Here is a 25,411-nt window from a genome sequence, read left to right as displayed (position 1 = left end):
TTCGGTTCGAGAGCGGGTGGAAGTTACTAGGAGTGTCTGTGGCGGCCGACCTCAGATGGCCGCGGGCGCTTCCTCGGCTTCGAGCAGTTCGTGGTAGCGGTTCCGGATGGTGACCTCGCTGATGTCGGCCACGTCGCTGACCTCCGCCTGGGTGGTCTTCTCGTTGGTCAGGAGCGCGGCGGCGTAGACGGCGGCTGCGGCGAGGCCGACCGGCGACTTGCCGCTGTGGACGCCCTGCTCCTTGGCGGTCCGGAGCAGTTCGCGGGCACGGTGTTCGGCCTCGTCGGAGAGGCCGAGACCGGAGGCGAACCGCGGGACGTAGCTCTCGGGGTCGGCGGGCTTGACTTCGAGGCTGAGTTCGCGGACGACGTAGCGGTACGTCCGAGCGACCTCGCTCTTCTCGACTCGGCTCACGTCGCCGATCTCGTCGAGGCTCCGCGGAACGCCGGCCTGTCGGGCGGCGGCGTAGACGCAGGCGGTCGAGACGCCCTCGATGGACCGTCCGGGCAGGAGGTCCTCGTCGAGCGCGCGCCGGTAGATGACCGACGCGGTTTCCCGGACGTTGTTCGGGAGGCCGAGCGCGGAGGCCATCCGGTCGATTTCGCCGAGCGCCTGCTTGAGGTTGCGCTCCTTCGAGTCGCGGGTCCGGAATCGCTCGTTCCACTTGCGCAGGCGCTGCATCTTCTCGCGCTGGCGGGAGCCCAGCGAGTTACCGTAGGCGTCCTTGTCACGCCAGTCGATGTTGGTCGACAGTCCCTTGTCGTGCATCGTGTTCGTGGTCGGCGCGCCGACCCGCGACTTCTCGTTCTTCTCCTTCGCGTCGAACGCGCGCCACTCGGGGCCGCGGTCGACGTTGTCCTCTTCGACGACCAGACCGCAGTCCTGGCAGACGGTTTCACCGTGTTCGCTGTCGCTGATGAGCTTTCCGCTGCACTCGGGGCAGGCGGTACCGCTCTCGGTTTCTTCGGTTACCTCTTCCTCCGACTGTCGAGTTCGTATGCGCGTATCGGTCATGGTGAGACTCCTCGCTACCGCGAGATGGCGTGAGCTACCGGGCAGGGGAAAACCTGAAAAACCCGGCCTCAGTTCTTAACTTTCCGTTATTCCGAAAGCTATTTAGGTGTTACGGAATCAAGACCTGGGGGCGCGTGAACGCCTACCACGGCGGTTCGAACGGGCGGTCCACTTCGAGTGAAGGAAAAATTTAAACGAGAAGCTGTCTACCCGACGCGATGTCGGACGATTTACCCCGTTCGACCGCCGAGGACGAGGCGAGAGGTGACGCCGACCGCATGAGCGATACGACCGAGAGCGACACGAACTCCCCGAGCGTGGTTTCGCTGGCCCCGAGCGCGACCGAAACCGCCCGCGCACTGGGTGCGACCGACCGCCTCGTCGGCGTCACGCACCACTGCGAACTCGACGCGAGCGCCCGCACGGAGTCCCGCGAGAACCTCGTCCGCGTCGGCGGGTGGCTGAACCCCGACTACGACGCGGTCGACGATTGCGACCCCGACCTCGTGCTGACCGCCGACGACCTCCAGGCGGACGTGGCCGCGGCGCTCCGCGACCGCGGCCACGAGGTCGTCCACTTCGCGCCGACGACCCTGGGTGAGGTCGTCGAGTCGTTCGCCGAAATCGGGGCCGCGCTCGGCGTCCCCCGGCGGGGCCACGACCTCGCGTGGCGCTCGCGAAGCCGACTCGACCGCGTCCGGCGGTTCGTTGCCGACTTCGAGCGACCCGTGGTCTACTGCGAAGAGTGGTCCGAACCCCCGATGGCGGCGGGCAACTGGGTCCCCGAGGCGGTCGAGGCCGCCGGCGGACGGTGTCCCTTCGTCGCGCCGGGCGAGCGCTCCCGGGAGATCTCCCGAACCGCGGTCGAAACCGCCGCCCCCGAACACGTCGTCCTCCACGTCTGCGGCCGGGGCGACCGGGTCGACCCCTCGACGGTCGCCGACCGGGGCTGGGACCTCCCGGCGGTCGAGGCGGGGAACGTCCACGTCGTCGACGACTCGCTGTTGAACCAGCCGAGTCCGCGATTGATCGAGGGCGTCGAGACGCTGGCGACGAAGCTCCATCCGGGATTGGTCGGCGAGTAGAACTGGACGACTCGCCCGGCGGCGAACGCAACCCCCAAGTCGGCCGGGCGTCTCTGGCCGGCCATGCGAGTCGGCGTCGGCAGCACGAACCCCGTCAAGCGCCGCGCGACCGAGGCGGCCTTCGAGAGCCTGGAATCGACCGCGTCGGACACCGCGGCGTCCGAAACGACCGCGACCGACTCGACTCCAGTCGAGTCGGTCGCGGTCGAATCGGTCGCGGTCGCCTCCGGCGTGAGCGAACAGCCGTTCGGCGAGCGCGAAACCGTCGCCGGGGCCGAGAACCGTGCGCGGAACGCCCTCGATTCGGGCGAGTACGACCTCGGCGTCGGCCTCGAAGGCGGCGTCGCCGAGGCCGAGGGCGTCGACGGCCTCTTCCTGGTCATGTGGGCCGCCGCGACCGACGGCGAACGCGTCGGCCGCGGCGCGGGACCGCGCTTGCGCCTCCCGGACGCTATCGCCGACCGAATCCGTGACGGCGAGGAACTCGGGCCGGTGATGGACGACGTACTCGGCGAGGACGACGTTGCGAAGAAGCAGGGCGCGGCGGGCGCGCTGACGGCCGGCATCGTAGACCGCGAGGGTGCGCTGGCCGACGCCGTGGCCGGCGCGCTCGGACCGTTCGTCACAGGACTGTACGAGTAGCCCCTTTCGGGAGGAACGTCGGGAAAACGAAACCGTCTAGTCGTCGGTTGGTTCCGCCGGGTCGGCGGCCGCTCGGGCGTCCTTGCTCTCCTCGACGGCAGTCGTCAGCGAGACGTTCAACACGAACATCGAGGCGACGCCGCCGACCAGCGTCACGATGTTCTTGACTGCGTGGTCGAGGATGGCCGCGCCCAGCGCGACGCTCCAGCCGAGCGGGGTCAGGCCGACCACCAGCAGGGTGAATGCGCCCTCGTAGAGGCCGACACCGCCGGGTGACAGCGGCAGGACCTTCGCGAGGTTACCCACGCTGACCGCGAAGAAACAGACCCCCGCGAGCAGCGGAATCGGGAGTTCGACGCTCGGGAACGCGCTCAGCACGAGCAGCGCGGTCACCACGTCGAGCGTCCAGATGGCGAGACTGGTCGCACCGACCGTGGCGAAGGCGCTCCGGTTGCCCGCGACCGTCTGGACGTCGCCGGTGAACCGCTCGATGACGCCCGCGACGTAGTCGGCGTACGAGTCGTTGCTCAGTCGGGAGACGACGCCCCGGACGAGGTTGCGGTCCGAGCGGGCGCTGGCGACGATGGCCCCGACCGCGAGGATGGCCGCGAGGCCGACGCCGCCCGCGACGTAGAGGGCGGTCTGGCCGGCCGCGCCGTACTTGCCGGCCGACTCGCCGCCCGCTGGCGTCGACCCGAACAGGGTCGATTCGAGGCCGGAGGTCGCGCCGGTGAGCGCGAGTCCGATGAGGACCACGCCCGCGAGCATCGTGATGGTCAGCAGGTCGAACACCCGCTCGACGGCCAGCGACGCGAATCCGGTCGGATACGGAATCGACCGCCGGGCCTTCACGACGTAGGCCCGGACCGCGTCGCCCGCCCGAGCGGGGAACACGAGGTTGCCCGTCTGGCTCACGAAGATGGCCCCCGTCAGGAAGCCGGCGTCCTCGGTGTACCCCAGTTCCTCCAGGATGTCCCTGTACCGGGTTCCGCGGAGGGGCCACGAGATGACGTAGATCAGCGCGGCCAGGCCGACCAGCATCGGGTCGGCCGAACTCATGTGTTCGAGGACCTGCTTCATCGGGAGGTACTCGCCCATCAGCAGGACGGCCACGAGGGTGAGGAACACCCCGGCGACGATGGAGACTCGGCGCGTGATGCGGGGCTGGACGGAGAACTCCCACCAGCACCGCAGAATCTGGCTCCCCATCCCGAAGACGTCCCGGACGATATCGACCTTGGAGTCGCCTTTCGGCGTCCAGTCGACCGAGAACTCGTGGATGTCGTAGCCCCGGTGCTGGGCGCGGACGAGCACCTCAGTGTCCCAGAACCAGTGTTCGTCCTCTGTGTCCTCCAGCACGTCGAACAGCGCCCGCCGGTCGAACGCCTTGAACCCGCACTGGTGGTCCCGGAGTTCAGAGTTAAGGAACGTCCGGGTCAGCCCGTTGAACCCCCGACTAGCGACGTCCCGCTTGGCGGGCCGGTCGGCGACGTTCTCGGGCATCCAGCGCGACCCGGTGGCGAACTCGTACTCGCCGGACCGCACGCTCTCGACCAGTTCTTCGAGGTGGCGCATGTCGGTGGCGAGGTCCGTATCGAAGTAGACCAGCGTGTCGCCGTTCGCGGCGCGGAACGCGTGGTTCAGCGCCCCACCCCGGCCGAGTCGCTCGTCGCTGTGGAAGTGGTGGACCCGCTCGTCGGCTTCGGCCATCTCGTCGGCGATTTCGGGCGTGCGGTCGTCACACCCGTCCTCGGCGACGATGACCTCGAAGCTCCCCGCGGGAAGAAATGACTCTAACGTAGCGAGCGTCGTCTCGACCGTGTTCTCGATGGTCGCCTCCTCGTTGTAGGCGGGAAGGACGACGCTCACTTCGACGGTACGACCGCTCATTATCGATTTCAGTCGCCACGGCCACCTATGAACCTTCTGCTCCGTTGTCGACCGTCCACCCGCCTAAGTTCGGCCTGAACGGACGTGAAAGGTCGAAACGATTCGGGGCCGACCGGCCGCGGCCGACGGTCGCTCTCCGGGCCTCGGTTCCGCTCGTCCCCGGCCGAGCCGGTTGTGCCCCGATTAATGCGGCGTTTCTGACCGTTTTACGGAGGTAAGCCGGTGTTACTCGACGAGCGTTGGTCGGTCGCACCGAGCGCAACCGTCTCCCGAACGTGGGACGCGTTCGCACTCGCTGTCCGTTTCGCACTGACCGTGTAACGACGTGTCGGTGAAACCGGTCGTTAACCGACCGTACCAACACCCCCTCCCGGGCGGGTTTTGTTCGATTCAACTCGGGACGAAATCGCAACACAGCGCCGTGTTAACCGGGCGTACCAAATCCACTAAGACGGTTTCTCCGTTACACGAAAATAGCCATGAGCACCACCGCTGCTGGCACGACCGCGACGACCCTGACCGACAAACAACAGCGCATCCTCCAGTTCCTCCGCGAGAAGGGCCAGATGAAGACGTACTTCAAGTCGCGTCTCATCGGCGACGAACTCGACATGACCGCCAAGGAGGTCGGCGCGAACATGACCGCCATCGCCGACGGCGAGTTCGACGTCGACGTCGAGAAGTGGGGCTACTCCTCGTCGACGACCTGGAAGGTCACGGTCTGAGGAGATTCCGATTCCGCACACGGTCGCACCCGCGACCGACTAGCGCGACGAACGCGCCGCGCGGTGGCTTCCGCCGTCCGTGGGTTTCCGTCGTCATCCTCCGCTTTCTTCTGTCTTTCATCGCCTCCGGAGAGACGTTACCACGTCATTCGATTCGCACAGCGTGGCCCGCGACTAGAGTTATGGCCGTGACACCGACCGCTACTCGCACTCCACAAATGAGGACTGCTACCGCCCCGCGACAGCCACGCATCTCCCCGGCCGACTCCCTCGTTCGCTGGCGCTCACTCGCTCGTCCCTCGCACGAGCGACGCAGGCTTCGCCTGCGCCGCCGCACGCCGAGGAAATGGTGATACATAGCGCGAGATGAACTCTCCGAACAGGCGCGTGCTGGCGCGATCCCGTGTCGCGCCATCTCCGCGCGAGGTCTGCGCGAGCGAAGCGAGTGCAGGCTCGTCGGACCGAAGGTCCGACGGCGGTGGCGGGGCGGTCACTCGGTTGCATCGTGCGAGCAGACCGCTTTGTGACACCAATATCGTCAATTCTTCGCCGCACGGACATCGTGGTTCCTGAACGTGAGCAGGACGCTTGGTTCAGCTAACCACCTCCAACTGTCGTGGCGAGTTCTAACCGTCACTCACGAACGGAACTGGCAACGAAACCCGCGATAAAACAGCCAGGGCTACGTCTCAGGGGTCGAACGAGATCAGCGTGTCGGCGTCCGCCGCGAACGTCGCGGCGTCGGCGCCGAACGAGTCGGCGTACCTGATCAGCAGAGTGATGACCGTCTCCGGACGGCGAACCGCGTAGCCGTCCTCGCGGTCGAGCAGGCCGGCCTCCTCCAGACTCGTCGCGTACTTGCTCACCGTGGGTCGCGAGACGTCGAGCGCGGCCGCCAAGTCGCCGCCGGTCGCGTCGGGGTTCCGAAGCAGTTCCGCGAGCATCCCGCGGGCCGTGTCCCGCCGCAGGTAGCCCAGCGCCACCTGCTCGAACGCCGAGAACTGCTCGGCCGGGAAGAACCGCCGGTAGTCGCCGTCTCGGCGGCTCTCGACCGCGCCGGCGTCGAGCAACTGCCGGAGGTGGTGCTGGGCCTCTCCCGTGCCGAGTTGGAGGTCGTCGCGAATCTTCGAGAAGTGCGCGCCCGGGGTGGTGGCGACGTAGCCCGCGATCGCATCGCGTGCCTCGCTCTCGCCGCCGTCGCCGTCCTCTCGGAACTTCGAGAGCGGCGTCGCGGCCCCCAGAACCGCGAACCGACGGAGCGTCGCCCGCTTATTTTCATCCACTTCGGTGCGCTCAACCATCTACAAAGGAAACGTCGGTACGAAGGATTAAAACACCTTCGCTTAGGGGACCGTCACGAACCCGAGAAGTCCCGACGGACACACCGAGAGCCCTCGACGCGTCCGTCGCGGCTTGCGAGAAATTAGTTTCAGCGAACGGTGCGTTTCAAAAACCAATTCTTATTTAAGTCCCTTGAGGACGACTCGCATGACCACGCCGCCGCATCGCGAACAGTCGTCGGCCCAGCGGTCCTGACCCGCGCCGCAGTGGGCGCACTCGTAGACGCTCTCGACGTCCGGACCGTCGAGCGCGGCCGACAGTCTGTCCGACAGGTCACCCATCGCCGGGGAGTCTCCGTTCGACCGCTTCGTCGGTTTCGGTCGTCGCTTCGGTTCCGGGCGACGTCACGTCAGTTCTGGTCGCTTCGGTCGCCGCCTCGAACGCCACCGCGACCGTCCACCCCTCGCGTTCGACCAGCGCGAACCGGTCGCGAACGCGCACCGAGAACGACGCACCGCACCGCGGACAGGTCGGTTCGTCGGCGCGGTCGCACTCCCACCGTCGCTCGCAGGCGGGACACGGAACTTCGATTCCCGCGGGGGTTTCGACGCCGCTCGCCTCGGCGCTGGCGTTCGACTCGATGCCGTCGCCCGTCTCGATATCACCGCCCGACTCGATACCACTCGGTTCGATCGCGTACTCGCGTGCCATGTTCCAGTCGACGAATCGCGGACTCGTCGGTCCGCCGCGTCACCGAGTGGCACGAAGCACCGTGAGTAATAGTTTCCGTAAAATCGAAGTGATATATCGCCGATTCGTCAGACGTTCGCCGGAGGGAGCGAACGATTCCTACTGTTCGAGCTCGGTGTCCATCTCGGCCTCGACGTCCTCGACGGCCGGCTCCTCTTCGTCCATCTCCTCGATGACCTCGTCGGCGCTCTTGATGTTGGCGGGGTCCTCGCCCTCCTTGATGGCCTGGGCCTCCTGCTCCATCGCCTCGACGTCCATCTCGGCCTCCTCGTCTATCTGACCGAGAATCTCGTCGATGTCGTCCAGTCCGAGGAGTTCGCGAGTCTCGGCGTCGAAGTCGAGACTGTCGAGGGACTCGCCGTCAGTCTTCACGTCGCTGCCGGTGAGGTGCTTGCCGTAGCGGCCGACCAGCGAGGAGAGTTCCTGGGGCAGGACGAACGTCGTCGACTCGCCCTGACCGATGGATTCGAGCGTCTCCATGCCCTTCTCGATGACCGCGCGTTCGCCCATCGACTCGGCGGATTTCGCCCGCAGGACGGTCGACACGGCGTCACCCTGCGCTTCCAGAATCTGGCTCTGTTTCTCACCCTGGGCGCGGATGATGTTCGACTGCTTGTCACCCTCGGCCTTCTCGATGGCGCTCCGGCGCTCACCCTGCGCTTCCAGAATCATCGCGCGGCGCTTGCGCTCCGCGGAGGTCTGTTGCTCCATCGCCTGCTGGACGTCCTTGCTCGGGTTGACCTCCCGAACCTCGACGCTCTCGACGCGGATACCCCACTCGTCGGTGGGTTCGTCGAGTTCGCGGCGGATCTTCGCGTTGATCTCCTGGCGCTTGTTGAGCGTGTCGTCGAGTTCCATGTCGCCCAGCACGGCCCGGAGGGTGGTCTGGGCGAGGTTCGAGACGGCGCGCTTGTAGTCCTCGACTTCGAGGAAGGCCTTCCGGGCGTCCATCACCTTGATGTACACCACGGCGTCGGCGGTCACGGGCGAGTTGTCGCGCGTGATGGCCTCTTGGCGGGGCACGTCGAGCGTCTGCGTTCGCATGTCGAAGCTGTGGGTCGCGCTCACGAACGGCGGCACGAAGTTGATGCCCGGTTCGAGCAGTTTGCGGTACTCGCCGAACACCGTCAGCGCGCGTTTCTCGGTCGCCTGCACGATCTCGACCGACGACCAGATGACGACGACTGCCAGCACGAGCAGGAGCAAGGCGACTATCGTGAAGCCACCCGCGGGGGTTGCCTGCAGTGGTAGTAGCGGCATAATTCGGGTGTTGGTATGACAACGTGTTAAGTATTCTGTTCATCGTCGCCGCGCCGCCGTCGAAAATAATTCTCTCGACCGGTTTCGCGGCCGACGAGTCGACGAACCCGAGCGGCCGGCCCGTTCAGATCTCTTCGGCGTCGGTTTCGGTCTCCCGCTCGCGTCGTTCGCGCTCCTCGCGGAGTTCGCGGTCGATGGGGTCCTCGATGGCCTCCAGCGGTTCGACGGTGACGACGTTGCCGCCGCCGGGGTCGACCACCATCACCTCGGTCCCCTCGGGAATCTCGCCGTCCATGCTCCGGGCGGCGTAGTAGGGGTTGAACCCGCCCTCGTGGAGCTTTATCTGGCCGTCGTGGGGCGTGACCCGCTCGGTCACCCGGCCGGTCTGACCCTTCAACGCGGTGGAGTCGCTGGTACGTGCGACGCCCTTGCCGCCGTAGAAGTCGAACTCGCGGTAGGCCCACAGCGACGCGGCGCCGAAGCCCAGCACCAGCGCCGCCAGCACCAGCGGCGTGGCGGCCGGGCCGAGCACCATCCCGACGAGTCCCGCGAGCAGGAGCGCGACCCCGAGCACGATGAAGTGAGCGCCCGGGATGAGCGCCTCGGCCATCGCCAGGCCGATTCCGGCGACGACCAACAGCAGCGGGAGCGAGTCCAACAGCGCCATGCGTTCACCTTTGGAGTCCGACCGGTTAACGTTTTGCAACCACGCGCCCCCGACCCGACGGTGGGCGAACGCGGCGCCGCGAGTCGGGGCGAGTCGCGGGTCGCGAAGGCGGAGTAGAACGGCCGTGGTAGAAACTGCACGAACGAGAATCGCACAGACGGGGCGAGGGCGCGCCGTCGTCTTCGCTCGAACTACGCGCCCGCCAGGAGCACGAGTCGACCGAACACCACGAGCACGGTGAGCGCGCCGAGGACCACGAACAGCGCGTTCTCGGCGGTGGGCGAACCGGGTTCGAGTTCCTCGCGTTTGGGTCGTTCGGGAGGTTCCGGGTCGTCCTCGCCCACCTCGTCGACGTCGTACCGCCAGTCCGTGTCCGAATCCGACATGGGCGCGAGTAGGGGTTCGGAGGACAAAAGGGTTGGCGGCTACGGCGAACGTCCGCCCGGTGGGATTCTCTTCCGTTCCTCCTCGTGACGAGCGGAGAGTATCGGTAACGACCGTGACCGCCTCGAAAGTCCCCGCCCCGTCGGTTGGTCGGCCGAGCGTTTCCGAGGGACTGAATCACCGAGCGTTTCCCGCCGTACGGTTCCCCGAGCGCTCTCCGGTGTTCGTTCCACCGGGCGTTTCCGGCAACTCGGCTTCGCCGAGTTGCCTCGCCGGCGACAGTCGCCGAATCGCGCGGTGGTGGACGGTCGGTTCCGGTGGACCGTTCGGCGGGAGCGCGACGGTGTGAAAGACGACCGATCGCGATGTGGGTCCTTCAGTACGACTTCCCGGAACACGGCCAGATACCGCGATTCCCACCGCTTCATAACTAAGATTCGGGCGGTCGTCGTCGGAACCGGCGATTGCGGTACCACGCCGAGAGAACCATGGCCACGACACAGGACAACGAGCGACTCCACCGACGCATCACCGAGGAGGTCTGGGAGCAGAAGAATTACGACGCCATCGACGAACTCGTCGCGGAGGACTACGTCCTCCACGACCCCTCGATGCCCGAACCGGTACGCGGCCGCGACGAGTACCGCGAGATGGCCGAGATGGGCGCGAGCATCGTCGACGGTCCCATCGAGATCGACCAACTTCTCGCGATGGACGACTACGTCGTCTCGCGCTGGACCCAGCGGGGCACCCACGTCGGCAAGATGGGGAACGTCGAACCCACCAACGAGGAGGTGACCATCAACGGCATCGATATCAACCGCTTCGAGGACGGCAAACTCGCCGAGACGTGGGCCGAGGTGAACCTGCTGAACATGCTGATGCAGGTGGGCGCGATTCCGGCCGACCTCTTCGAATCGGCGCCGTCGGCCGAGGAGTGAGTCGAACGCCTCCTTTTACTTCCGGTCGGCGTGGGTGATGTCGCCCTCGTAGACGACGCCGCGCTCGGCGTCGATGGTCACCACGTCGCCGTCGTGGACGTTCGGGTCGAGCGGCGCGCCGCTTATCATCGGCACGTCGAGTTCGCGCGCGACCATCGCGGGGTAGCCGGTCATCCCCGGTCGGGCGTCGACGATGCCCGCCAACTTCGAGGCGTCGCCGGTGAACTCGGCGTCGAACTCGGGTTCGACCACCAGAATCGACCCCGCGGGCACGTCCGTCAGGTCGCCGTCCCGCGTCCGAGCGATGGGCGCGGCGATCCGGCCGGTGACGACGCTGCGGCCCGTGGCGATGGTCTCGGCGGCGACGTGGACCTTCAGCATGTTGGTGGAGTTGGCGCCCTCCAGTTCGGACATCATCCCCGAGAGAACGACCACCGTGTCGCCCGAGTCGGCGACTCCGGCGTCGAGGGCGGCCTGCACCGCGTCCTCGATGATGGTGTCGACGCCCTCGGCCATCGAGGTGTACTGGGCGTTGACGCCCCACGAGAGTGCGAGCTGGCGGCGCACGTCGTCGTTGGGCGTCGTGGCGACCACGGGGACCGCGGGCCGAAACTTCGCTATCTTGAGCGCGGTGTATCCGGACTCGCTGGCCGCGACGACCGCCGACGCGCCGATGTCGCGGGCGAGGTAACGGGCCGACCGCGCCAGCGCGTCGGTGCGGGCGTCCTCGGAGGCCGGGACCCGCTGTTCGAGTATCTCCTCGTACTCGTCGCTCTCCTCGACCTCCCGGACAATGCGGTCCATCGTCTCGACGACCCGGACGGGGTCGTCGCCGATGGCGGTCTCGCCCGACAGCATCACGGCGTCGGTGCCGTCGAGGACCGCGTTCGCCACGTCGGAGGCCTCCGCGCGGGTCGGCCGGCGGGCGTGGACCATCGAGTCGAGCATCTCGGTCGCGGTGATGACCGGCACGCCCGCCCGCTGGCACTTGTGGATGATGCGCTTCTGTATCATCGGCACGTCTTCGAGCGGGCACTCGACGCCCAGGTCGCCTCGGGCGACCATCACGCCGTAGGACGCCTCGATGATCTCGTCGAGGTTCTCGACCGCCCCTCGGCGTTCGATTTTAGCGATGATGGGGATGTCGGCGCCGAACTCCTCAAGCACCTCGCCGACCTCGAACACGTCCTCGGCGCTCCGGACGAAACTCGCGGCCACGAAGTCGGCGTCCTTCTCGGCGGCGAGTTCGAGGTCGCGGCGGTCCTTCTCGGTCACCACGTCGAGGTCGAGGTTGACACCCGGGACGTTGACGCCTTTCCGACTCGACAGTCGCCCGCCGCTGTCGACGTGGGCGACGACGACGCCGTCCTCGACCTCTCGGACGGTCGTCTCGATGCGGCCGTCGTCCAGCAGCACCTTGTCGCCCGGTTCGACGTTGGTGATGGAGTACGAGAGGCCGACCTCTTCGGGGGTGGCGGTGTCGCCCTCGAAGAACCGGACCGTCGACCCGGTGTCCAGGTGAATCGGCTCCTCGACCTCGGCGGTCCGAATCTCCGGTCCCTGGAGGTCGACCATCACCGCGAGGGGGTCGGCGGTCGTCTCGTCGACGTGGCGGACGTCGTCGACCAACTGCGCGCGGTCCTCGTGGCTGCCGTGGCTGGCGTTCAGGCGCGCGACGGTCATCCCGGCCTCCGCCAGTTCCCGGACCGTCGACTGGGAGTCGGAGGCGGGTCCCAGCGTACAGACGATCTTCGCGTTTCTCATGCCCGGAGATACGACGCTTCGCCCAAAAAACCCCCGCGATTAACTCGCGGTCGAGTTCTCGGGTCCTCCCGGCCACAACCGCTTTATTGCGCCCTCCCCCATGGGACAGATATGCCGAAGTACGCCTCGCTCGTCAACGTTCGGGAGGACGTGCAGAACCCCCAGGAGTTCACCTCGGTGTGGGGGGACATCCGGAGGGACCTGGAGGACCACGAGGCCGAGCTCACCGACACCTACGCCATCCTCGGCGAGTACGACTTCCTCGTCATCATGGAGTCCCCCGGACGGGACGCGGCGTTTCAGGCGGGGCTCGCGCTCGAACGGTACGGCTTCGACTCCCAGACGATGGAGATAATCCCGACCGAGCAGTTGGCCCAGGTCGTCGACGATATCTGAGCCTCTCCGCACGTCTCGACTCGTCTCCCGTTTCTTTCGACTCGACGCACCGACCAGCGGTGGCCCTACCTACAGTCGGCGGCCGGCGACGCGGCGGCTCGCAATGGCTCGGTGATACCGGCTACCGAGAACGCCCGGTGACACTGACTACCGGGAACGCCCGAGAACCCATTCAGGGAGCGGGACTGAAAGGGGCCGCCCGCTCGCGTGTACCTGGTCGTCTCAGCGACCCCTGTTCGGCGAGCGCCGCAGGCGCGAGCCGGATATGTCGCTGAGCGACCGTCTCGTGAGCGAAGCGAACGAGATCTCGGTAGTCGCAGCCCGCGCAGCGACCGCAGGGAGCGAGCAGGACCGTCTACCGGTGGCGAGCGGGCGGGGGCTTTCGGGAAGTTCTAGGGCACTGTCGGTGCTGTGATTCACGGTCAGTAGGCTAGGCTTTCGAGGCAGTCGCGTTGGCAGCGGTCGTCGTCTTTGCCGAGTGTGCAACACGGCTCGAAGCAGTCGAAGAAACCCTGCGAACTTACTCCCCGTTCCGCGCCCGAATCAACACTTTCCGATTGCCGAACCCCCGAACGTCACCGTCCGCGCCGTCGACGCGCACCCCGTACACCGCCTCGGCCTCGGGCGTCCGGACCAGTTCCGCGAGCGTCTCCCGCGCCGACTCGTCCGGACCCGTCCGTTCGACCCACGACTCGTAGTCCATCTCCTTGCGCATCGTCAGCGACTCCGCGACGTCGAACCCCGCCGCTTCGAACAGTCGCTTCCACTCCGACCGCGAGTGGGCCTCGGCGTGGGTCGGGTCGCGCAGTCGCTCGAACCGGTCGAAGAAGTCCGCGAGGTCGTCGTCTTCGGGCGCGACGATGTCCTCGAAGGCGAAGGTTCCGCCGGGCGCGAGGACGCGAGCGACCTCCGCGAGGAACGCTTGCGAGTCGGGGAAATGATGGGCGGCGATGCGGCAGGTCACCGCGTCGAAGGCGTCGTCCTCGAACGGAAGGCGTTCGGCGTCGGCGGCAGTGCCGCCGACGCCGACGGAGCGAAGCTCCGACGAGCCTCCGGCCGCTCCGCTCCCGGAGACGCCGAACGATTCCACCGCGGTCCGGACCATCTCCGGACTCGCGTCGGCCGCGACCACGTCGGGAACGCCGGCGTCGGCGAGCGCGCCCGCGGTGTGGCCCGCGCCGCAGGCGACGTCGAGCGCGCGCGAGGCGTCGGCGCACCACGACGCCAGCGTTTCGAGGTCCGACCCCTCACGGTGGACCGCGCTCTCCCGGTAGGCGTCGGCGACCGCGCCGAACGACGCCATCGACTCGCGCTTGCGTTCCGAGTCGTCCGCGTCCGTCGAATCTCCCGCGTCCGTCGAATCGTCCATGCGGCGGCTTCGCTCCGCGGGACGGGATAGCTGTCGGTTCGCGCAACTTTCGGACGGGTCGCGAAAAAATCGTTACGGGGAGTCCGTGCGCGCTATCGGACCTTCGTGCCCGGTTCGCTGTCGCCGTGGGTCGTCAGCAGGTCGGCTTCGTCGCCGGCCGCCAGCACCATCCCGTTGCTCTCGACGCCGAACAGTTCCGCCTGTTCGAGGTTGGCGACGATGACCACCTTCTCGCCCGGCAGTTCGTCGAGGTCGTGGAGCTGTTTGATGCCCGCGACGATTTGGCGAGTTTCGACGCCGATGTCGACTTCCAGGCGCGCGAGGTCGTCGGCGCCCTCGATGGGTTCGGCGACCTCGATCTCGCCGACACGCAGGTCGAGGTCCTGGAACTGTTCGAAGCTGATGCGGTCGTCGTCGATGGGTTCGATATCGTCGCTCACGGTGTCCTCCTCGGATTCGTCGTCGGTTTCGTCCTCGTCGTTCTCCGCCTCGGCCGTCGCCGCCTCGATACGGGCTTCGAGCTTCTCGTTGAGTTCCTCGACGCGCTCGTCCTCTATCTTCTCGAATAGCTCGTCGGGTTCGCCGAACTCGCCGGGCGGCGACTCCAGGGCGTCCGCGAGCGCGGCGTCGTGGACCGAGCCGTCCTCGCCCAACTGCTCCCAGAGCGTCTGGGACTTCTCGGGCAGGATGGGCGCCGACAGCACCGCGACCGCCTTGGCGATCTGGACGCAGTCGTAGATGACCTGCTCGGCGGCGTCGGGGTCCTCGTCGGTGAGGTTCCACGGCTCGTTGCGCTGGATGTACTCGTTGCCGAAGCCCGCCAGCGCCACCGCGGCGTCGCCGGCCTTCTTGAGCGAGTAGTCGCCGACCGCGGCCTCGAAGTCCTCGGTCGCCTCGCGGATGCGCTCGGCGACCTCCTGCGAGGCGTCGACGTCGGGCGCGCCACCGTAGTTGCGCGCCGCGAACAGCAGGCTCCGGTAAGCGAAGTTGCCGAGGGTCCCCACGAGTTCGCCGTTGACCCGCTCCTGGAACTTCTCCCACGAGAAGTCGACGTCCTGCTGGAAGCCGCCGGTCGTGGTGAGGTAGTACCGGATCAGGTCGGGGTGGAATCCCTCCTCGAGGTAGTCGTCGGCCCAGACCGCTCTGTTCCGACTGGTCGAGAACGCCGCCCCGTCGAGGTTGACGAACCCGCTGGCCATGACCGCCCGCGGTTCGTTGTAGCCCGCGCCCCGCAGCATCGCCGGCCAGAAGACGGTGTGGTGCTGGATGATGTCGCGGCCGATGATGTGGATTATCTCGCCGGTGTCGGTCGGATTCCAGGCGGGGTTGGCATCGCCGGCGTCGGGCGCGCCCGCCTTCCAGGCCTCCTCCCAGTCGAAGGCGTCGGCGCCGACCCGCTCGGAGTACTGCTTCGTGGAGGCGACGTACTCGACGGGAGCGTCGACCCAGACGTACAGCACCAGGTCCTCCTCGCCGTCCTCCTGGTCCGGGTAGTCGATGCCCCAGTCCATGTCGCGGGTGATGCAGAGGTCCTGGAGTTCGCCCTCGATCCACTCTCTGGGCTGGTTGCGGGCGTTGCTGGTGCCTTCGAGGCGCTCGATGAAGCCCTTGAGGTAGTCCTGGAAGTCCGATAGCCGCAGGAACTTGTGTTCCCGAGCGCGGTACTCGGCGGGGTTGCCGGTGAGCGTCGAGCGCGGGTCCTCGATTTCGCCGGGTTCGAGGTGGCGCTGACACCCCTCGTCGCACTCGTCGCCGCGGGCCTTCGCGCCGCAGTACGGGCAGGTGCCCTCGACGTAGCGGTCGGGCAGCGGCTGTTCGGCCTCGGGGTCCCAGGCGACCTGAATCTCCTTCTCGAAGACGTGATTGTTCGAAATCCACGACCGGACGAACTCCTGGGTGAGTTCGGTGTTCGTCTCGTCGTGGGTGTGGCCGTAGTTGTCGAACTCGACGCCGAAGCGGGGAAACGTCTCCTCGTACTTCTCGTGGTGGCGGAGCGCGAACTCCTCGGGGGAGACGCCCTCCTTCTCGGCGTTGACCGCCACCGGGGTGCCGTGCATGTCCGACCCCGAGACGAAGGCGGTCTCCTGACCCAGTTTCTCCAGCGCGCGGGCGTAGGCGTCGCCGCTGATGTACGTCCGGAGGTGGCCGATGTGCAGGTCGCCGTTGGCGTACGGCAGGCCGCACGTGACCACCGCCGGGTTCTCCGTCGGGAAGTCGTCGTGGCTCATACTATCCAGTCCTCCTTCGCGGGTGTAAAACCCGCCGATTTCCGCGTTCGGGTGCGATTCCTCTCGGGTCCGCGGTCGAAGCGTTCGCGTTCGTGCATGGGGTTGGTCGTGGTGGTTCGTCGTGGTAGCGTCGTGGTCGTCAGTCGTCTAAGCAGTCCATCGCCGTGACGAGCTAGTCGCGGCGAACGACTGCAAGCGAGGAGCGCCGCCGAGTTCTCGGCGGCGCTCCGCGAGAGCGTGGTCGGGAGTCGGTCGCGACTGGCGCAGTTCGGTCGGCGAGTCGAGTTTCGCCGCCGCAAAAACCGTCCGCGAACCGGTCCGAGCGGGTCCTCCCGACGTTACGCGTCGCTGAGCGTACGCATGGGGCGGGAAGCCGTCGGGACGTCGGCCGTCGCGGGCACGACTGACCGTAGACTGTCGTCGAACTTAAATGTTCGCCGGGACGCCCGCGGTCGGTACCCGCTCCGTTTCACAGCACCGCGACCGTCGACCCGATGACCAGTAGCGTGACGAGGAGGCGGCCGACGCTGCCGACGAACGTCGCCAGCGCGAACTTCACGTAGTCCTCTTCGAGGACCGCGAACGCGTAGATGGAGAGGGTATCGGGGAAGAACGGCACCGAGAGCGCGGCCGCCATCCCGAGGTAGCCCCACTGCTTCGCGAGCCTAACCGTCTTCTTCTCGGACCACTCCACCACGTCGAAGCGCGAGTCCCGGAGGGCGCGGATGATGGGGCCGGAGCTCTTGGCCTCCTGGCCGATGTGGAACGCCAGCACGCTGCCGGCGGCCTTGCCGACGCCGCTGACGAAGATGATGACCGCGAGCTGCATCGGCCGGGAGAGGCCGAGGTCGAGCGGCGCGGCCAGCACGACTTCGCTCACGCCGGGCAGCGCGAAGGCGATGAGAAACGAGTAGACCGCGATGAGGAGGACGCCGACCCAGCCGGTCGCGGTCTCGACGGCGTGTTCCAGCCAGCCGAACGAGAACGAGAACGCGACCACGTTATCGGCGAGGAGGACCGATTCGGCGACGAGTGACAGCACGTGTGGACGGACGCAGGAGTGCGTTTTAGACCTTGTGACTCCGGTCGGCGAACAGACTGATACGACTGCTCGCCGTAGATACGGTACCATGTTCGACCGCGAGTACACGCTCGTCGCCCACCCCCGCGTCCGGTTGCGGGTCGCCTACCGGAGCGACGAGGGCGAAACCACGGCACTGAGTTGTTCGCTGGACTACCGCCGCGACGGCACGTGGACCGAGGAGGGCGCGCAGGTTTCCCTCCCCGAACACCCCGAGGAGGGCGGCGTCGAGTGGCAGGGCCTGCACTTCGCACTGTATCGGGACGGCGAGCGGATGCTCGCCCGCGAGTCCTCGTCGGGCGTCGTGGGCGAAGTCGTCGACACCGTCGAGACGCTCGACCGCTACGCGCCCGCCGTCACCCGGAAGGGCCGCGAGTTAGCCGGAAAGGCCGTCGAGCGACGACCCCGCGTCGGCGGCGGCACCGAGATGACCCAGACGGACGGCACCGCCATCAGGGCGCTCGAACCGCCCGCTCAGGCGACGTTCGAGGTGTACCGCGGCAGCGACGAGAAGTGGCGCTGGCGGCTCGTCCACGACAACGGCAACGTCATCGCCGACTCCGGCCAGGGCTACGCCTCCAAGCGGGGCGCGAAGAACGGGGTCCGGAGCGTCAAGCGCAACGCGCTCGGCGCGGCGACCGACGTCGAAGGAGAGGACGAGAACGGGAGCCCGGCGACCGAAACCGAGTCCGGGGCCGAGGGGACCGCCGAGTCGTAGCCGGTATCTCCGCTTGCCGCTGTGACGGCGTTGCCGTCGTAGCCGACACCGCCGACTCTGCCGACACTGTCGACCCCGGTGTGCCATCGCGTCGCAACCTTCTTCGAGTCGGAGCCTGTACTCCGCGCCGATGACCGAACTGGACCGGACGGCGTGGGGAATGGCCGAGGCGGCCGACGAGGCGGTGGAGTCGGTCTCGGTCGAGGAACTGCGAGCCGAACTCGACGACGCCGACGCCGACACCGTGGTCGTGGACGTCCGCGACATCCGCGAGGTGTGGATCGAGGGTTCAATTCCCGACGCCGAGCACGCGCCGCGCGGGATGATAGAGTTCTGGGCCGACCCCGAGACGGAGTACTACAAGGAGTTCTTCGACCCCGAGACGCGCTACATCCTCTACTGTAACGCGGCCGGGCGCTCGGCGCTGGCCGCCGAGCGACTCGGCGAGATGGGCTACCGGGACGTCGCACATCTCGAAGGCGGCTTCACCGCCTGGCAGGAGGCCGGCGAGGAGGTCGTCGACGTGCCGCAGAAAGACTACAAGTAGCCCGACGGGCGTTCGCGGTGAAGATGGTCGGCCGTCACTCCTCGGGGTAGTAGGCGTACGAGTGTCGGATGTCGACGTCGTACAGTAGCGTCCCCTCGGGCATCCGGAGGAGTCGCCACGTGAGGTAGAGGTCCCCGGTGGCCCCCGAGGTGTTGACCACGAGGGCGAGGAACGCCGCGAGCGCGACCGGGAGCGGCGCGGCGAGCAGCGGCGTCAGGGCGAGCGTGAACGCGAGGAGGGGCGCGAGTCCGACCACCAGATTGTCCTGCCGCGTCTGGAACTGGCCGAACGCGGCGGCGTAGGCCGCGCCCATGTTGAGCGCGATGCCGTACTTGACCCGGTAGCCCAGTAGGTGGTACGCCAGCCCGTGGACCAGTTCGTGGACGACGACGGTGGCGACCGAGAGGGCGGCGGCGACGCCGATACCGGTGAGCCCCACCGTGTACTCGGGGGCCCCGCCGCGAATCGCGGCCATGAGTTCGCCGAAGCCGGCGACGGAGAGGACGAACAGCACCAGCAACCCCACCGACAGCCAGAGTCCGGGATACGAGAACTGGGTCGGGTCGTCGTAGCCCTCGGGAGGGTCCGGCGGGCCGGGCGGGGACTTCTTCGACGAACTGGATGCAGGCGGTTCGGGCGGCGACTCCGCGGTCGACCTGTCGGAAACCGTGTCCGTCATCGGTCCGGTAGACGACGGACCGACGGAAAAAACCAAACCGCCGTTCAGACCGAATCGAGGTCGGCGACGAACGATTCGAGCATCTCGCGGGTCACGTGGGGCATACAGACGACGCGCAGTTCCCCCGCGCCGGTCGGCGAAATCCGCCAGCCCTCCGCCTGGAGCGCCCCCACCGTCTCTTCGGGGATGTCGGCCGCGACCAGCGGCAATACCGGTTCGACGACGTCGTACCCCCGCGAGGCGAGCGCGTCGGCCAGCCACTCGGCGTTCGCTTGGGCGCGCTCGTAGTTCTCCCGGTAGCCGTCGGGCCACAGCGCCGTCAGGGCGGCGTGCGCGCCGGCGACGCCCGCGCCGCTCCTCGTCCCGGTGAGGGTCGCCTGCGAGGTGGATTCGAGGTACGGGGTGTCGACCGCGAGCGCGTCCAGCACCCGGTCGTCGCGCGCCAGGAAGCCGCCGGCCGGAATCGGCGCCCGGCCCATCTTGTGGGGGTCGATGGTCATGGTGTCGACCGGGGCGTCGGCGAAGTTCCACGCCCGGTCGGTGAACGGCAGGACGAACCCGCCCCACGCCGCGTCGACGTGGAGCAGGGCGTCGACCTCGGCGGCCACGTCGGCGAGGTCGGGAATCGGGTCGACCCGGCCGTACTCGGTGGTGCCGGCCACGCCGACGACGAGCGCGGTGTCGGCGTCGGCCAGTCGCCCCATCGCGGCGGGGTCGGCGCGCCGGTCGTCGTCGACCGCCGCGAGTCGGAGTTCCACGTCCAACACGTCGGCGGCCTTCTGGAAACTGAAGTGGACGCTCTCGGGCGCCACGACGTTCGGCGCGTCGGCCTCGGCGAGGTCGCGGGCGGCCCGGACCGCCTGGAGGTTCGCCTCGGTGCCGCCGCTGGCGACGTAGCCGTGCGGGTCGGCGAGTCCCGTTATCTCGCCGAGCGTCGAGACGACTTCGGCTTCGAGTTCGGCGACCGCCGGATACGTGGTCGGGTCGCCGGGGTTCGAGGCGAGGAACCGCCGGGCGGCCTCCGCGGCGTCGGGGTGGGGCACCGTACACATCGACGAGAGGACGCGCCCGAAGTCCTGCGGCGCTCGCTGCATGGAGGAGCATTCTTGTCGGGTGGCTTTATCGGTTCTGTTCTGCGACGGGTGTTGAGGGGACGACTGGGACGTGACGGTCCGTCGTCAACAGCGTGTCCGACGAAGGGCGGGACGATAGACGCGCAGTGCAGTACGTGACTGCAGATTCCCGAGATGGGCTCTCCCAACGAAAAATGTATCCAGCGTACACGACAGATGAACGCATGGTCGAACGGACCACGGTCGTGTTCGAGACGACCGGAGAAGAGGGAGACGAGCAGTTCGTCCGCGAATACGTCCTTCCGGCGATGGAACGACTTCGTGAACGCGACTGGTGTCGGGACGTCGGCTTCCTTCGCTACGGGCACGCACCGCACGACGACGGTGGCGAAGTCCGAGTTCATCTGCGCGGCGACGTCGAAGCCATCATCGAACACGAATCGGACAGGTGGGAGACGTTGGTCGAAGACGACCTCGCGTGCGACTGGAAAGTAGTCGGCCCCGAGGACGACAGCGACAAGTTCGGCCCCCGCGGCGAGGAGATGACCGTCCGCCTTCAGTTCCTCACTAGCCGGATGTCCAAGCACGTTTTCGAGGAGTTCGACGCTGACGAGGGACTCGCACCCGTCGACACCTACCCCGAGGAGGGGCCCGTGCCTGTCGGCTGGTGGAGCGTATTGCACTTCCTCGCAGACCAGCAGGCACTCTCTCCCGACGAGGAGATAGACGCGTACGTCGAGGGAATACGGAACCGACTGTGGACGCTCGGCCTCTGGTACGACTACGACCGTGCTGACGAACGCATCGACGACCTCATCGAATCGTTAGAGGAGATGCGTGGGGAAGTGGACTCGATGACCTCCGACGGAGAGTGACCTATCTACTGCTCGATTCACGCTCTGCGTAGCGCAGTCGGTAGTTCAACCCCTCTCGTAGTCATTCTCGGGTGGACGTTCGGCGTCGTCGACCCTCGAACTTCAGCGAGTACCGCCACTCGCACGACCCAACTGAGTACCGCCACCGCAACCGCAGACCACACGCCTCCCCAGCCGATTCCGTCGCGCCTGTCGGCGCTCAGTCATCCCTCGCGCGGGTTGTCGCCGCATAAAGCGGCGACTGCACGCGCCCTCTCGTCCGTGAAAACTCGAATCGCCGACCTTCAAATCACTATTACTCCGAACCCCCGAAATCAGGCTTCGACCGCCAGCCCCGCTTCCCGAAGCGCCTCGTCCGCGGAGTACCCCTCGTGGACCACCGCCGACACCGCTCGCGCGATGGCCTCGGGGTCGTCGTGCTGGAAGACGGACCGGCCCATCGAGACGCCGGCCGCGCCCGCGTCCATCGCACCCCGGACGTTCTCGAGGGTCGCGCGGTCGCCCTCGGGCGCGCCGCCCGCGATGACGACCGGGAGGCCGGTCGACTCGACGACGTGCCGGAAGCTCTCGGCGTCGCCGCTGTAGGCGGTCTTCACGACGTCGGCGCCCATCTCCTCGGCGAGGCGGACCGCGTGACCCAGGCTCTCGGCGTCGTGTTCGTCGACGCCCGGCCCGCGAGCGTACGACATCGCCAGGACGGGCATGCCGAGGTTGGCGGCGTCGGCCGTGACTTCTGCGAGGTCCTCGACCTGTTCGCGCTCGTAGTCGCTGCCGACGTTGATGTGGAAGGAGACAGCGTCGGCGCCCGCCCGGACCGCCTCCTCGACGGTGCCGGTGAGTCGCTTGTCGTTAGAGTTCGGGCCGATGGACGTGGAGGCGTTGAGGTGGACGATGTACCCCTTCTCGTTCTTGTGCGGGTGGACGCGCGGCGCGATTCCCTTCTGTGTGAGAACCGAGTCGGCTCCGCCCCGCGTCACCGCGTCGATGGTCGATTCGATGTCCTTGAGCCCCGTCACCGCCCCCAGCGTGATTCCGTGGTCCATCGGGACGATTACGTACTTCCCGTCCGTCCCGATACGTTCGAGCCGTGCCGCGATTCCCGTGTTCGTGTTCATAGTATGTGAGAGTGTAGCAATGGCCGGTTATGTGCGTTCCGGTTCCGGTACTTTCTGGTCCGTCCCTTCGAGCGCGCCCGCCTTGAGTTCGCGGGCTTTGGCTTCGAGTCGGTCAGCGACGGATTCGCCCTCGGCAATAATGTCGACGAAGACGCTCCCGGCGACCACGCCGTCCGCGCCAGCCCCGACGATCTCACGTGCGTGTTCGCGCTCGCTGACGCCGAAGCCGACCGCCTTGGGAACCGTCGAGTCCGCCAGTCGCGCGAGGCTCTCGTGGGTCGCCTCGCTCACGTCGGCCTGGGCGCCGGTCGTGCCGAGGCGTGCCTGGACGTAGACGAACCCCGACGCCTGCGAGGTGATGCGGTCGAGTCGCTCGTCGGTCGTCGTCGGTGCGACGATGAAGACGAGGTCGAGGCCGTGCTCGTCGCAGGCCTCGCGCAGGGGGTCGCTCTCCTCGACGGGCAGGTCGGGGACGATGAGCCCCGAGAGGCCCGCCTCGGCGCCCGCTTCGACGAAAGGCTCGACTCCCTCTTCCTCGCCGAACTGGTAGATGAGGTTGTAGTAGGTCATGCAGACGATAGGCACGTCCACGTCCAGTTCGGCCACGAATTCGAGGTAGTTGCGGGGCGTCGTGCCCGCATCGAGCGCGCGCCGGATGGCGTTCTGTATCGTCGGCCCGTCGGCGATGGGTTCGGAGAAGGGCAAGCCGAGTTCGATGACGTCGGCGCCGCCCCGCGCCAGCGCCTCGACGTACTCCTTCGTCGCGTCGAGGTCCGGGTCGCCCGCGACGACATAGGGAACCAGCGCCGGTCCGTCTTCGAAGGCCGCCTCGATGTCACTGCCCATTCTCGAACACCTCCATCGCGGGCGCGGCGTCGATGTCGCGCTTCTCGCTCTCCTCGATGACCGTGTCGAGGTCCTTGTCGCCCCGGCCGGAGACGTTGACGATCACGAGGTCGCCGAGGTCCTCGGCGACCTCGGATGTGGCCGACGGCGCGTCGCCGGTCGACGCGCCGTCGTCCGCTACCTTTTCGAGGTACGCGAGCGCGTGGCTCGACTCCAGCGCGGGGATGATACCCTCCAGCTTGGAGAGTCGGTGGAACGCTTCGAGCGCGGCGTCGTCGCCGACGTTCGCGGGCGTCACCCGGCCCTCGTCGGCGAGGTAGGCGAGTTCGGGGCCGACGCCCGAGTAGTCCAGCCCCGCGCTCACGCTGTGGGATTCGAGGATCTGGCCGTCCCGGTTCTGGAGGAGTTTGGTGCGCGCGCCGTGGAGGACGCCCTCCTCACCCGACGACAGCGAGGCCGAGTGGGGCGCCAGTCCCGCGTCCTCGTCGATGGTGAGACCCGACCCGCCGGCCTCCACCGCGACCAGCGAGACGTCCTCGTCGCCGACGAACTCGTGGAACGCGCCCATCGTGTTCGACCCGCCGCCCGCGCAGGCGACCACGCTGTCGGGCAGGCGCCCCGCCTTCTCGCGAATCTGCTCGCGCGCCTCCTCGGAGATGACCGCCTGGAAGTCCCGGACCATCTTCGGGAACGGATGCGGGCCGACCACGGAGCCGATGACGTAGTGGGTGTCCTCGACGTTGGTCGCCCAGTCGCGCATCGTCTCGTTGATGGCCTCCTTGAGCGTCCCGGAGCCGACGTCCACCGGATTCACCTCGGCGTCGTGGATGCGCATCCGGAAGACGTTGGGGCGCTGGCGGTTGATGTCGGTCCGACCCATGTATATCTCGCAGTCGATGCCGAGGTGGGCGCAGGCCATCGCGGTGGCGGTGCCGTGCTGGCCGGCGCCGGTTTCGGCGACGATTCGCTCTTTGCCCATGTACTTCGCCAGCAGAACCTGCCCGAGGGCGTTGTTCAGTTTGTGCGCGCCGCCGTGGACCAGGTCCTCGCGCTTGAGGTAGACCTCGCGGTCGTAGCGGTCGCTCAGTGCGTCGGCGCGCTGGAGCGGCGTCGGTCGCCCGCCGAAGTCCCGCAGGCGCTCGCGGAACTCGTCCATGAAGCCGTCCTCGTTGTCGAGGACGTAGCGCACGTAGGCGTCGGTCAGTTCCTCGATGGCGGGCATCAGCACCTCGGGGACGTACTGGCCGCCGTAGTCGCCGAACTTCGAATCGCCGGTTCGGCTCATGCGCCCGTCAGCCTCCGGGTGTTCGCCGCGATATCGCCGTCCATGATGGCGCTCCCGACCAGCAGGCCGTCGGCGCCCGCCTCGCGCATCCGCCGGGCGTCGGCGGGCGCGGCGATACCGCTCTCGGCGATGAGCGTCGCGTCTTCGGGCGCGTGGGGTGCCACGGATTCGAAGGTACCGAGGTCGACTTCGAGTCGCCCGAGGTCGCGGTTGTTCACGCCGACGAGTTCGGCGCCGGCCTCGACCGCGCGCTCCAGTTCGTCACGGTCGTGGACCTCGACGAGCACCTGGAAGCCGCGGTCCTCGGCGGCGTCGAGGAGTTTCGGGAGGTCGTCGCCGACGAACCGCGCGATGAGCAGGACGACATCGGCTTCGACGGTGTCGAGTTGGGACTCGTTCACGAGGAAGTCCTTCCGGAGGACGGGGACGTCGACGGTCTCGCGAATCCGGCGCAGGTTCTCGGGCGACCCGCCGAAGTGCTCGGGTTCGGTCAGCACCGAGAGCGCGGCCGCGCCGCCCGCGACCATCTCCTCGGCCAGTTCTACGGGGTCGGCGTCTCGGGTGCCCTCAGTAGTCGGACTCGTCGGCTTCACCTCTGCGACGACGGGGACGTGACCGTCGGCCTCGGCGGACGACAGGGCCGCGGGTAGCGACCGCGCGTCGACCGACAGCGGGTCGCCGTCGGGGTCGCCGCGCTCCTCGGCGGTCCGGAGGATGGACCTGACCGCGGGTGCGAGCTCCTGAGTGTCGTTCATCATTGTGCATCAACGGACGGAATTGTACATAAGACTTGCGC

At 67.6% G+C, this 25,411-nt stretch carries 26 protein-coding genes; 8 read left to right on the top strand and 18 right to left on the bottom strand.

Annotated features, from left to right (window positions below; genetic code table 11):
• Positions 1-51 precede the first annotated feature (51 nt).
• The gene (locus NGM07_RS17195; protein WP_253513764.1) at positions 52-1,014 is read right to left on the bottom strand and encodes a transcription initiation factor IIB; all 963 of its coding nucleotides are present in this window, start codon (positions 1,012-1,014) and stop codon (positions 52-54) included.
• Between the two features lie 278 nt (positions 1,015-1,292).
• On the opposite strand from NGM07_RS17195, the gene NGM07_RS17190 reads away from it, so the two are divergent.
• Positions 1,293-2,099 (top strand): cobalamin-binding protein, encoded by an 807-nt coding sequence (locus NGM07_RS17190; protein WP_368410316.1) that lies wholly within the window; start codon positions 1,293-1,295, stop codon positions 2,097-2,099.
• A 63-nt stretch (positions 2,100-2,162) separates the two neighbouring features.
• Positions 2,163-2,741: an inosine/xanthosine triphosphatase gene (yjjX, locus tag NGM07_RS17185; protein ID WP_253513760.1), complete on the top strand. Its 579-nt coding sequence runs from the start codon at positions 2,163-2,165 to the stop codon at positions 2,739-2,741.
• Positions 2,742-2,777: 36 nt separating this feature from the next.
• Here yjjX and NGM07_RS17180 read toward each other — a convergent pair whose 3' ends face one another.
• Entirely contained in the window at positions 2,778-4,631 is a 1,854-nt protein-coding gene (locus tag NGM07_RS17180; RefSeq protein ID WP_253513758.1) for a flippase-like domain-containing protein, read from the bottom strand.
• Between the two features lie 479 nt (positions 4,632-5,110).
• Between NGM07_RS17180 and NGM07_RS17175 the strand changes: the two genes are divergently transcribed.
• Entirely contained in the window at positions 5,111-5,356 is a 246-nt protein-coding gene (locus tag NGM07_RS17175; RefSeq protein ID WP_253513756.1) for a DUF7123 family protein, read from the top strand.
• Between the two features lie 689 nt (positions 5,357-6,045).
• Here the strand turns inward: NGM07_RS17175 and NGM07_RS17170 are convergent.
• From NGM07_RS17170 to NGM07_RS17145, 6 genes are all read right to left on the bottom strand, one after another.
• On the bottom strand, positions 6,046-6,657 hold the full coding sequence (locus NGM07_RS17170; RefSeq protein ID WP_253513754.1) for a winged helix-turn-helix transcriptional regulator: 612 nt from the start codon (positions 6,655-6,657) through the stop codon (positions 6,046-6,048).
• Between the two features lie 159 nt (positions 6,658-6,816).
• Positions 6,817-6,978 carry a hypothetical protein gene (locus NGM07_RS17165; RefSeq protein WP_253513752.1) on the bottom strand — a complete coding sequence of 54 codons (162 nt, stop codon included), beginning with the start codon at positions 6,976-6,978 and terminating at the stop codon, positions 6,817-6,819.
• Complete coding sequence (locus NGM07_RS17160) at positions 6,971-7,348, bottom strand: hypothetical protein (RefSeq protein WP_253513751.1); 378 nt, start codon at positions 7,346-7,348, stop codon at positions 6,971-6,973. Before NGM07_RS17160 ends, NGM07_RS17165 begins: the two co-directional genes overlap by 8 nt.
• A gap of 138 nt (positions 7,349-7,486) precedes the next feature.
• Positions 7,487-8,647: an SPFH domain-containing protein gene (locus NGM07_RS17155; protein WP_253513749.1), complete on the bottom strand. Its 1,161-nt coding sequence runs from the start codon at positions 8,645-8,647 to the stop codon at positions 7,487-7,489.
• 124 nt (positions 8,648-8,771) lie between these two features.
• Positions 8,772-9,314 carry an NfeD family protein gene (locus NGM07_RS17150; RefSeq protein ID WP_253513747.1) on the bottom strand — a complete coding sequence of 181 codons (543 nt, stop codon included), beginning with the start codon at positions 9,312-9,314 and terminating at the stop codon, positions 8,772-8,774.
• A gap of 191 nt (positions 9,315-9,505) precedes the next feature.
• Positions 9,506-9,700 (bottom strand): DUF7312 domain-containing protein, encoded by a 195-nt coding sequence (locus tag NGM07_RS17145; RefSeq protein WP_253513745.1) that lies wholly within the window; start codon positions 9,698-9,700, stop codon positions 9,506-9,508.
• Between the two features lie 486 nt (positions 9,701-10,186).
• Here NGM07_RS17145 and NGM07_RS17140 point away from each other — a divergent pair, with 486 nt between their 5' ends.
• The gene (locus NGM07_RS17140) at positions 10,187-10,639 is read left to right on the top strand and encodes an ester cyclase (protein ID WP_253513743.1); all 453 of its coding nucleotides are present in this window, start codon (positions 10,187-10,189) and stop codon (positions 10,637-10,639) included.
• 15 nt (positions 10,640-10,654) lie between these two features.
• On the opposite strand, the gene pyk is transcribed toward NGM07_RS17140, so the two are convergent.
• Positions 10,655-12,403 (bottom strand): pyruvate kinase, encoded by a 1,749-nt coding sequence (gene pyk, locus NGM07_RS17135; RefSeq protein WP_253513741.1) that lies wholly within the window; start codon positions 12,401-12,403, stop codon positions 10,655-10,657.
• A gap of 111 nt (positions 12,404-12,514) precedes the next feature.
• Here pyk and NGM07_RS17130 point away from each other — a divergent pair, with 111 nt between their 5' ends.
• On the top strand, positions 12,515-12,799 hold the full coding sequence (locus NGM07_RS17130) for a GYD domain-containing protein (protein ID WP_253513739.1): 285 nt from the start codon (positions 12,515-12,517) through the stop codon (positions 12,797-12,799).
• Between the two features lie 520 nt (positions 12,800-13,319).
• Here NGM07_RS17130 and NGM07_RS17125 read toward each other — a convergent pair.
• From NGM07_RS17125 to NGM07_RS17115, 3 genes are all read right to left on the bottom strand, one after another.
• Entirely contained in the window at positions 13,320-14,168 is an 849-nt protein-coding gene (locus NGM07_RS17125) for a class I SAM-dependent methyltransferase (protein WP_253513737.1), read from the bottom strand.
• Positions 14,169-14,260: 92 nt separating this feature from the next.
• Positions 14,261-16,396, bottom strand: coding sequence for a methionine--tRNA ligase (gene metG, locus NGM07_RS17120; protein WP_253513735.1), 2,136 nt, complete (start codon positions 16,394-16,396; stop codon positions 14,261-14,263).
• A gap of 469 nt (positions 16,397-16,865) precedes the next feature.
• Entirely contained in the window at positions 16,866-17,435 is a 570-nt protein-coding gene (locus tag NGM07_RS17115) for a YqaA family protein (protein ID WP_382193691.1), read from the bottom strand.
• Between the two features lie 91 nt (positions 17,436-17,526).
• Here NGM07_RS17115 and NGM07_RS17110 point away from each other — a divergent pair, with 91 nt between their 5' ends.
• On the top strand, positions 17,527-18,195 hold the full coding sequence (locus NGM07_RS17110; RefSeq protein ID WP_253513733.1) for an HVO_2922 family protein: 669 nt from the start codon (positions 17,527-17,529) through the stop codon (positions 18,193-18,195).
• Between the two features lie 130 nt (positions 18,196-18,325).
• On the top strand, positions 18,326-18,742 hold the full coding sequence (locus NGM07_RS17105; protein ID WP_253513731.1) for a rhodanese-like domain-containing protein: 417 nt from the start codon (positions 18,326-18,328) through the stop codon (positions 18,740-18,742).
• A gap of 34 nt (positions 18,743-18,776) precedes the next feature.
• Here NGM07_RS17105 and NGM07_RS17100 read toward each other — a convergent pair whose 3' ends face one another.
• Both NGM07_RS17100 and mfnA read right to left on the bottom strand, forming a co-directional pair.
• On the bottom strand, positions 18,777-19,421 hold the full coding sequence (locus NGM07_RS17100) for a DUF3267 domain-containing protein (protein ID WP_253513728.1): 645 nt from the start codon (positions 19,419-19,421) through the stop codon (positions 18,777-18,779).
• A gap of 44 nt (positions 19,422-19,465) precedes the next feature.
• On the bottom strand, positions 19,466-20,515 hold the full coding sequence (mfnA, locus tag NGM07_RS17095) for a tyrosine decarboxylase MfnA (protein ID WP_253513727.1): 1,050 nt from the start codon (positions 20,513-20,515) through the stop codon (positions 19,466-19,468).
• Between the two features lie 203 nt (positions 20,516-20,718).
• Here mfnA and NGM07_RS17090 point away from each other — a divergent pair, with 203 nt between their 5' ends.
• Positions 20,719-21,369, top strand: coding sequence for a hypothetical protein (locus NGM07_RS17090; protein WP_253513725.1), 651 nt, complete (start codon positions 20,719-20,721; stop codon positions 21,367-21,369).
• A 314-nt stretch (positions 21,370-21,683) separates the two neighbouring features.
• Here NGM07_RS17090 and NGM07_RS17085 read toward each other — a convergent pair whose 3' ends face one another.
• Genes NGM07_RS17085 through trpC form a run of 4 tightly spaced genes read right to left on the bottom strand, consistent with a single transcriptional unit; the run spans position 21,684 to position 25,370 of the window.
• Positions 21,684-22,484: a 2-amino-3,7-dideoxy-D-threo-hept-6-ulosonate synthase gene (locus NGM07_RS17085; protein WP_253513723.1), complete on the bottom strand. Its 801-nt coding sequence runs from the start codon at positions 22,482-22,484 to the stop codon at positions 21,684-21,686.
• Positions 22,485-22,511: 27 nt separating this feature from the next.
• Positions 22,512-23,330, bottom strand: a complete 819-nt coding sequence (trpA, locus tag NGM07_RS17080; RefSeq protein WP_253513721.1) for a tryptophan synthase subunit alpha — start codon at positions 23,328-23,330, stop codon at positions 22,512-22,514.
• Positions 23,320-24,615: a tryptophan synthase subunit beta gene (gene trpB / locus NGM07_RS17075; RefSeq protein ID WP_253513719.1), complete on the bottom strand. Its 1,296-nt coding sequence runs from the start codon at positions 24,613-24,615 to the stop codon at positions 23,320-23,322. The genes trpA and trpB overlap by 11 nt, the downstream gene beginning before the upstream one ends.
• Positions 24,612-25,370 carry an indole-3-glycerol phosphate synthase gene (trpC, locus tag NGM07_RS17070; protein WP_253520239.1) on the bottom strand — a complete coding sequence of 253 codons (759 nt, stop codon included), beginning with the start codon at positions 25,368-25,370 and terminating at the stop codon, positions 24,612-24,614. Before trpC ends, trpB begins: the two co-directional genes overlap by 4 nt.
• Between the last annotated feature and the right edge of the window lie 41 nt (positions 25,371-25,411).

This window comes from Halorussus vallis (assembly GCF_024138165.1).
Lineage (GTDB): Archaea > Halobacteriota > Halobacteria > Halobacteriales > Haladaptataceae > Halorussus > Halorussus vallis.
This window is presented reverse-complemented; position numbering and strand designations above follow the sequence as displayed.

Bases quoted from the DNA above. Each gene is read 5' to 3' on its own strand.
- NGM07_RS17180 (WP_253513758.1), bottom strand. From the start codon at position 4,631: ATGAGCGGTCGTACCGTCGAAGTGAGCGTCGTCCTTCCCGCCTACAAC.
- NGM07_RS17160 (WP_253513751.1), bottom strand. From the start codon at position 7,348: ATGGCACGCGAGTACGCGATCGAACCGAGTGGTATCGAGTCGGGCGGT.
- NGM07_RS17175 (WP_253513756.1), top strand. From the start codon at position 5,111: ATGAGCACCACCGCTGCTGGCACGACCGCGACGACCCTGACCGACAAA.
- NGM07_RS17105 (WP_253513731.1), top strand. From the start codon at position 18,326: ATGACCGAACTGGACCGGACGGCGTGGGGAATGGCCGAGGCGGCCGAC.
- NGM07_RS17150 (WP_253513747.1), bottom strand. From the start codon at position 9,314: ATGGCGCTGTTGGACTCGCTCCCGCTGCTGTTGGTCGTCGCCGGAATC.
- NGM07_RS17125 (WP_253513737.1), bottom strand. From the start codon at position 14,168: ATGGACGATTCGACGGACGCGGGAGATTCGACGGACGCGGACGACTCG.
- pyk (WP_253513741.1), bottom strand. From the start codon at position 12,403: ATGAGAAACGCGAAGATCGTCTGTACGCTGGGACCCGCCTCCGACTCC.
- NGM07_RS17145 (WP_253513745.1), bottom strand. From the start codon at position 9,700: ATGTCGGATTCGGACACGGACTGGCGGTACGACGTCGACGAGGTGGGC.
- NGM07_RS17090 (WP_253513725.1), top strand. From the start codon at position 20,719: ATGGTCGAACGGACCACGGTCGTGTTCGAGACGACCGGAGAAGAGGGA.
- NGM07_RS17085 (WP_253513723.1), bottom strand. From the start codon at position 22,484: ATGAACACGAACACGGGAATCGCGGCACGGCTCGAACGTATCGGGACG.
- mfnA (WP_253513727.1), bottom strand. From the start codon at position 20,515: ATGCAGCGAGCGCCGCAGGACTTCGGGCGCGTCCTCTCGTCGATGTGT.
- NGM07_RS17140 (WP_253513743.1), top strand. From the start codon at position 10,187: ATGGCCACGACACAGGACAACGAGCGACTCCACCGACGCATCACCGAG.
- NGM07_RS17110 (WP_253513733.1), top strand. From the start codon at position 17,527: ATGTTCGACCGCGAGTACACGCTCGTCGCCCACCCCCGCGTCCGGTTG.
- NGM07_RS17170 (WP_253513754.1), bottom strand. From the start codon at position 6,657: ATGGTTGAGCGCACCGAAGTGGATGAAAATAAGCGGGCGACGCTCCGT.
- NGM07_RS17195 (WP_253513764.1), bottom strand. From the start codon at position 1,014: ATGACCGATACGCGCATACGAACTCGACAGTCGGAGGAAGAGGTAACC.
- NGM07_RS17165 (WP_253513752.1), bottom strand. From the start codon at position 6,978: ATGGGTGACCTGTCGGACAGACTGTCGGCCGCGCTCGACGGTCCGGAC.
- yjjX (WP_253513760.1), top strand. From the start codon at position 2,163: ATGCGAGTCGGCGTCGGCAGCACGAACCCCGTCAAGCGCCGCGCGACC.
- NGM07_RS17100 (WP_253513728.1), bottom strand. From the start codon at position 19,421: ATGACGGACACGGTTTCCGACAGGTCGACCGCGGAGTCGCCGCCCGAA.
- NGM07_RS17155 (WP_253513749.1), bottom strand. From the start codon at position 8,647: ATGCCGCTACTACCACTGCAGGCAACCCCCGCGGGTGGCTTCACGATA.
- trpC (WP_253520239.1), bottom strand. From the start codon at position 25,370: ATGAACGACACTCAGGAGCTCGCACCCGCGGTCAGGTCCATCCTCCGG.
- metG (WP_253513735.1), bottom strand. From the start codon at position 16,396: ATGAGCCACGACGACTTCCCGACGGAGAACCCGGCGGTGGTCACGTGC.
- NGM07_RS17190 (WP_368410316.1), top strand. From the start codon at position 1,293: ATGAGCGATACGACCGAGAGCGACACGAACTCCCCGAGCGTGGTTTCG.
- NGM07_RS17130 (WP_253513739.1), top strand. From the start codon at position 12,515: ATGCCGAAGTACGCCTCGCTCGTCAACGTTCGGGAGGACGTGCAGAAC.
- trpA (WP_253513721.1), bottom strand. From the start codon at position 23,330: ATGGGCAGTGACATCGAGGCGGCCTTCGAAGACGGACCGGCGCTGGTT.
- trpB (WP_253513719.1), bottom strand. From the start codon at position 24,615: ATGAGCCGAACCGGCGATTCGAAGTTCGGCGACTACGGCGGCCAGTAC.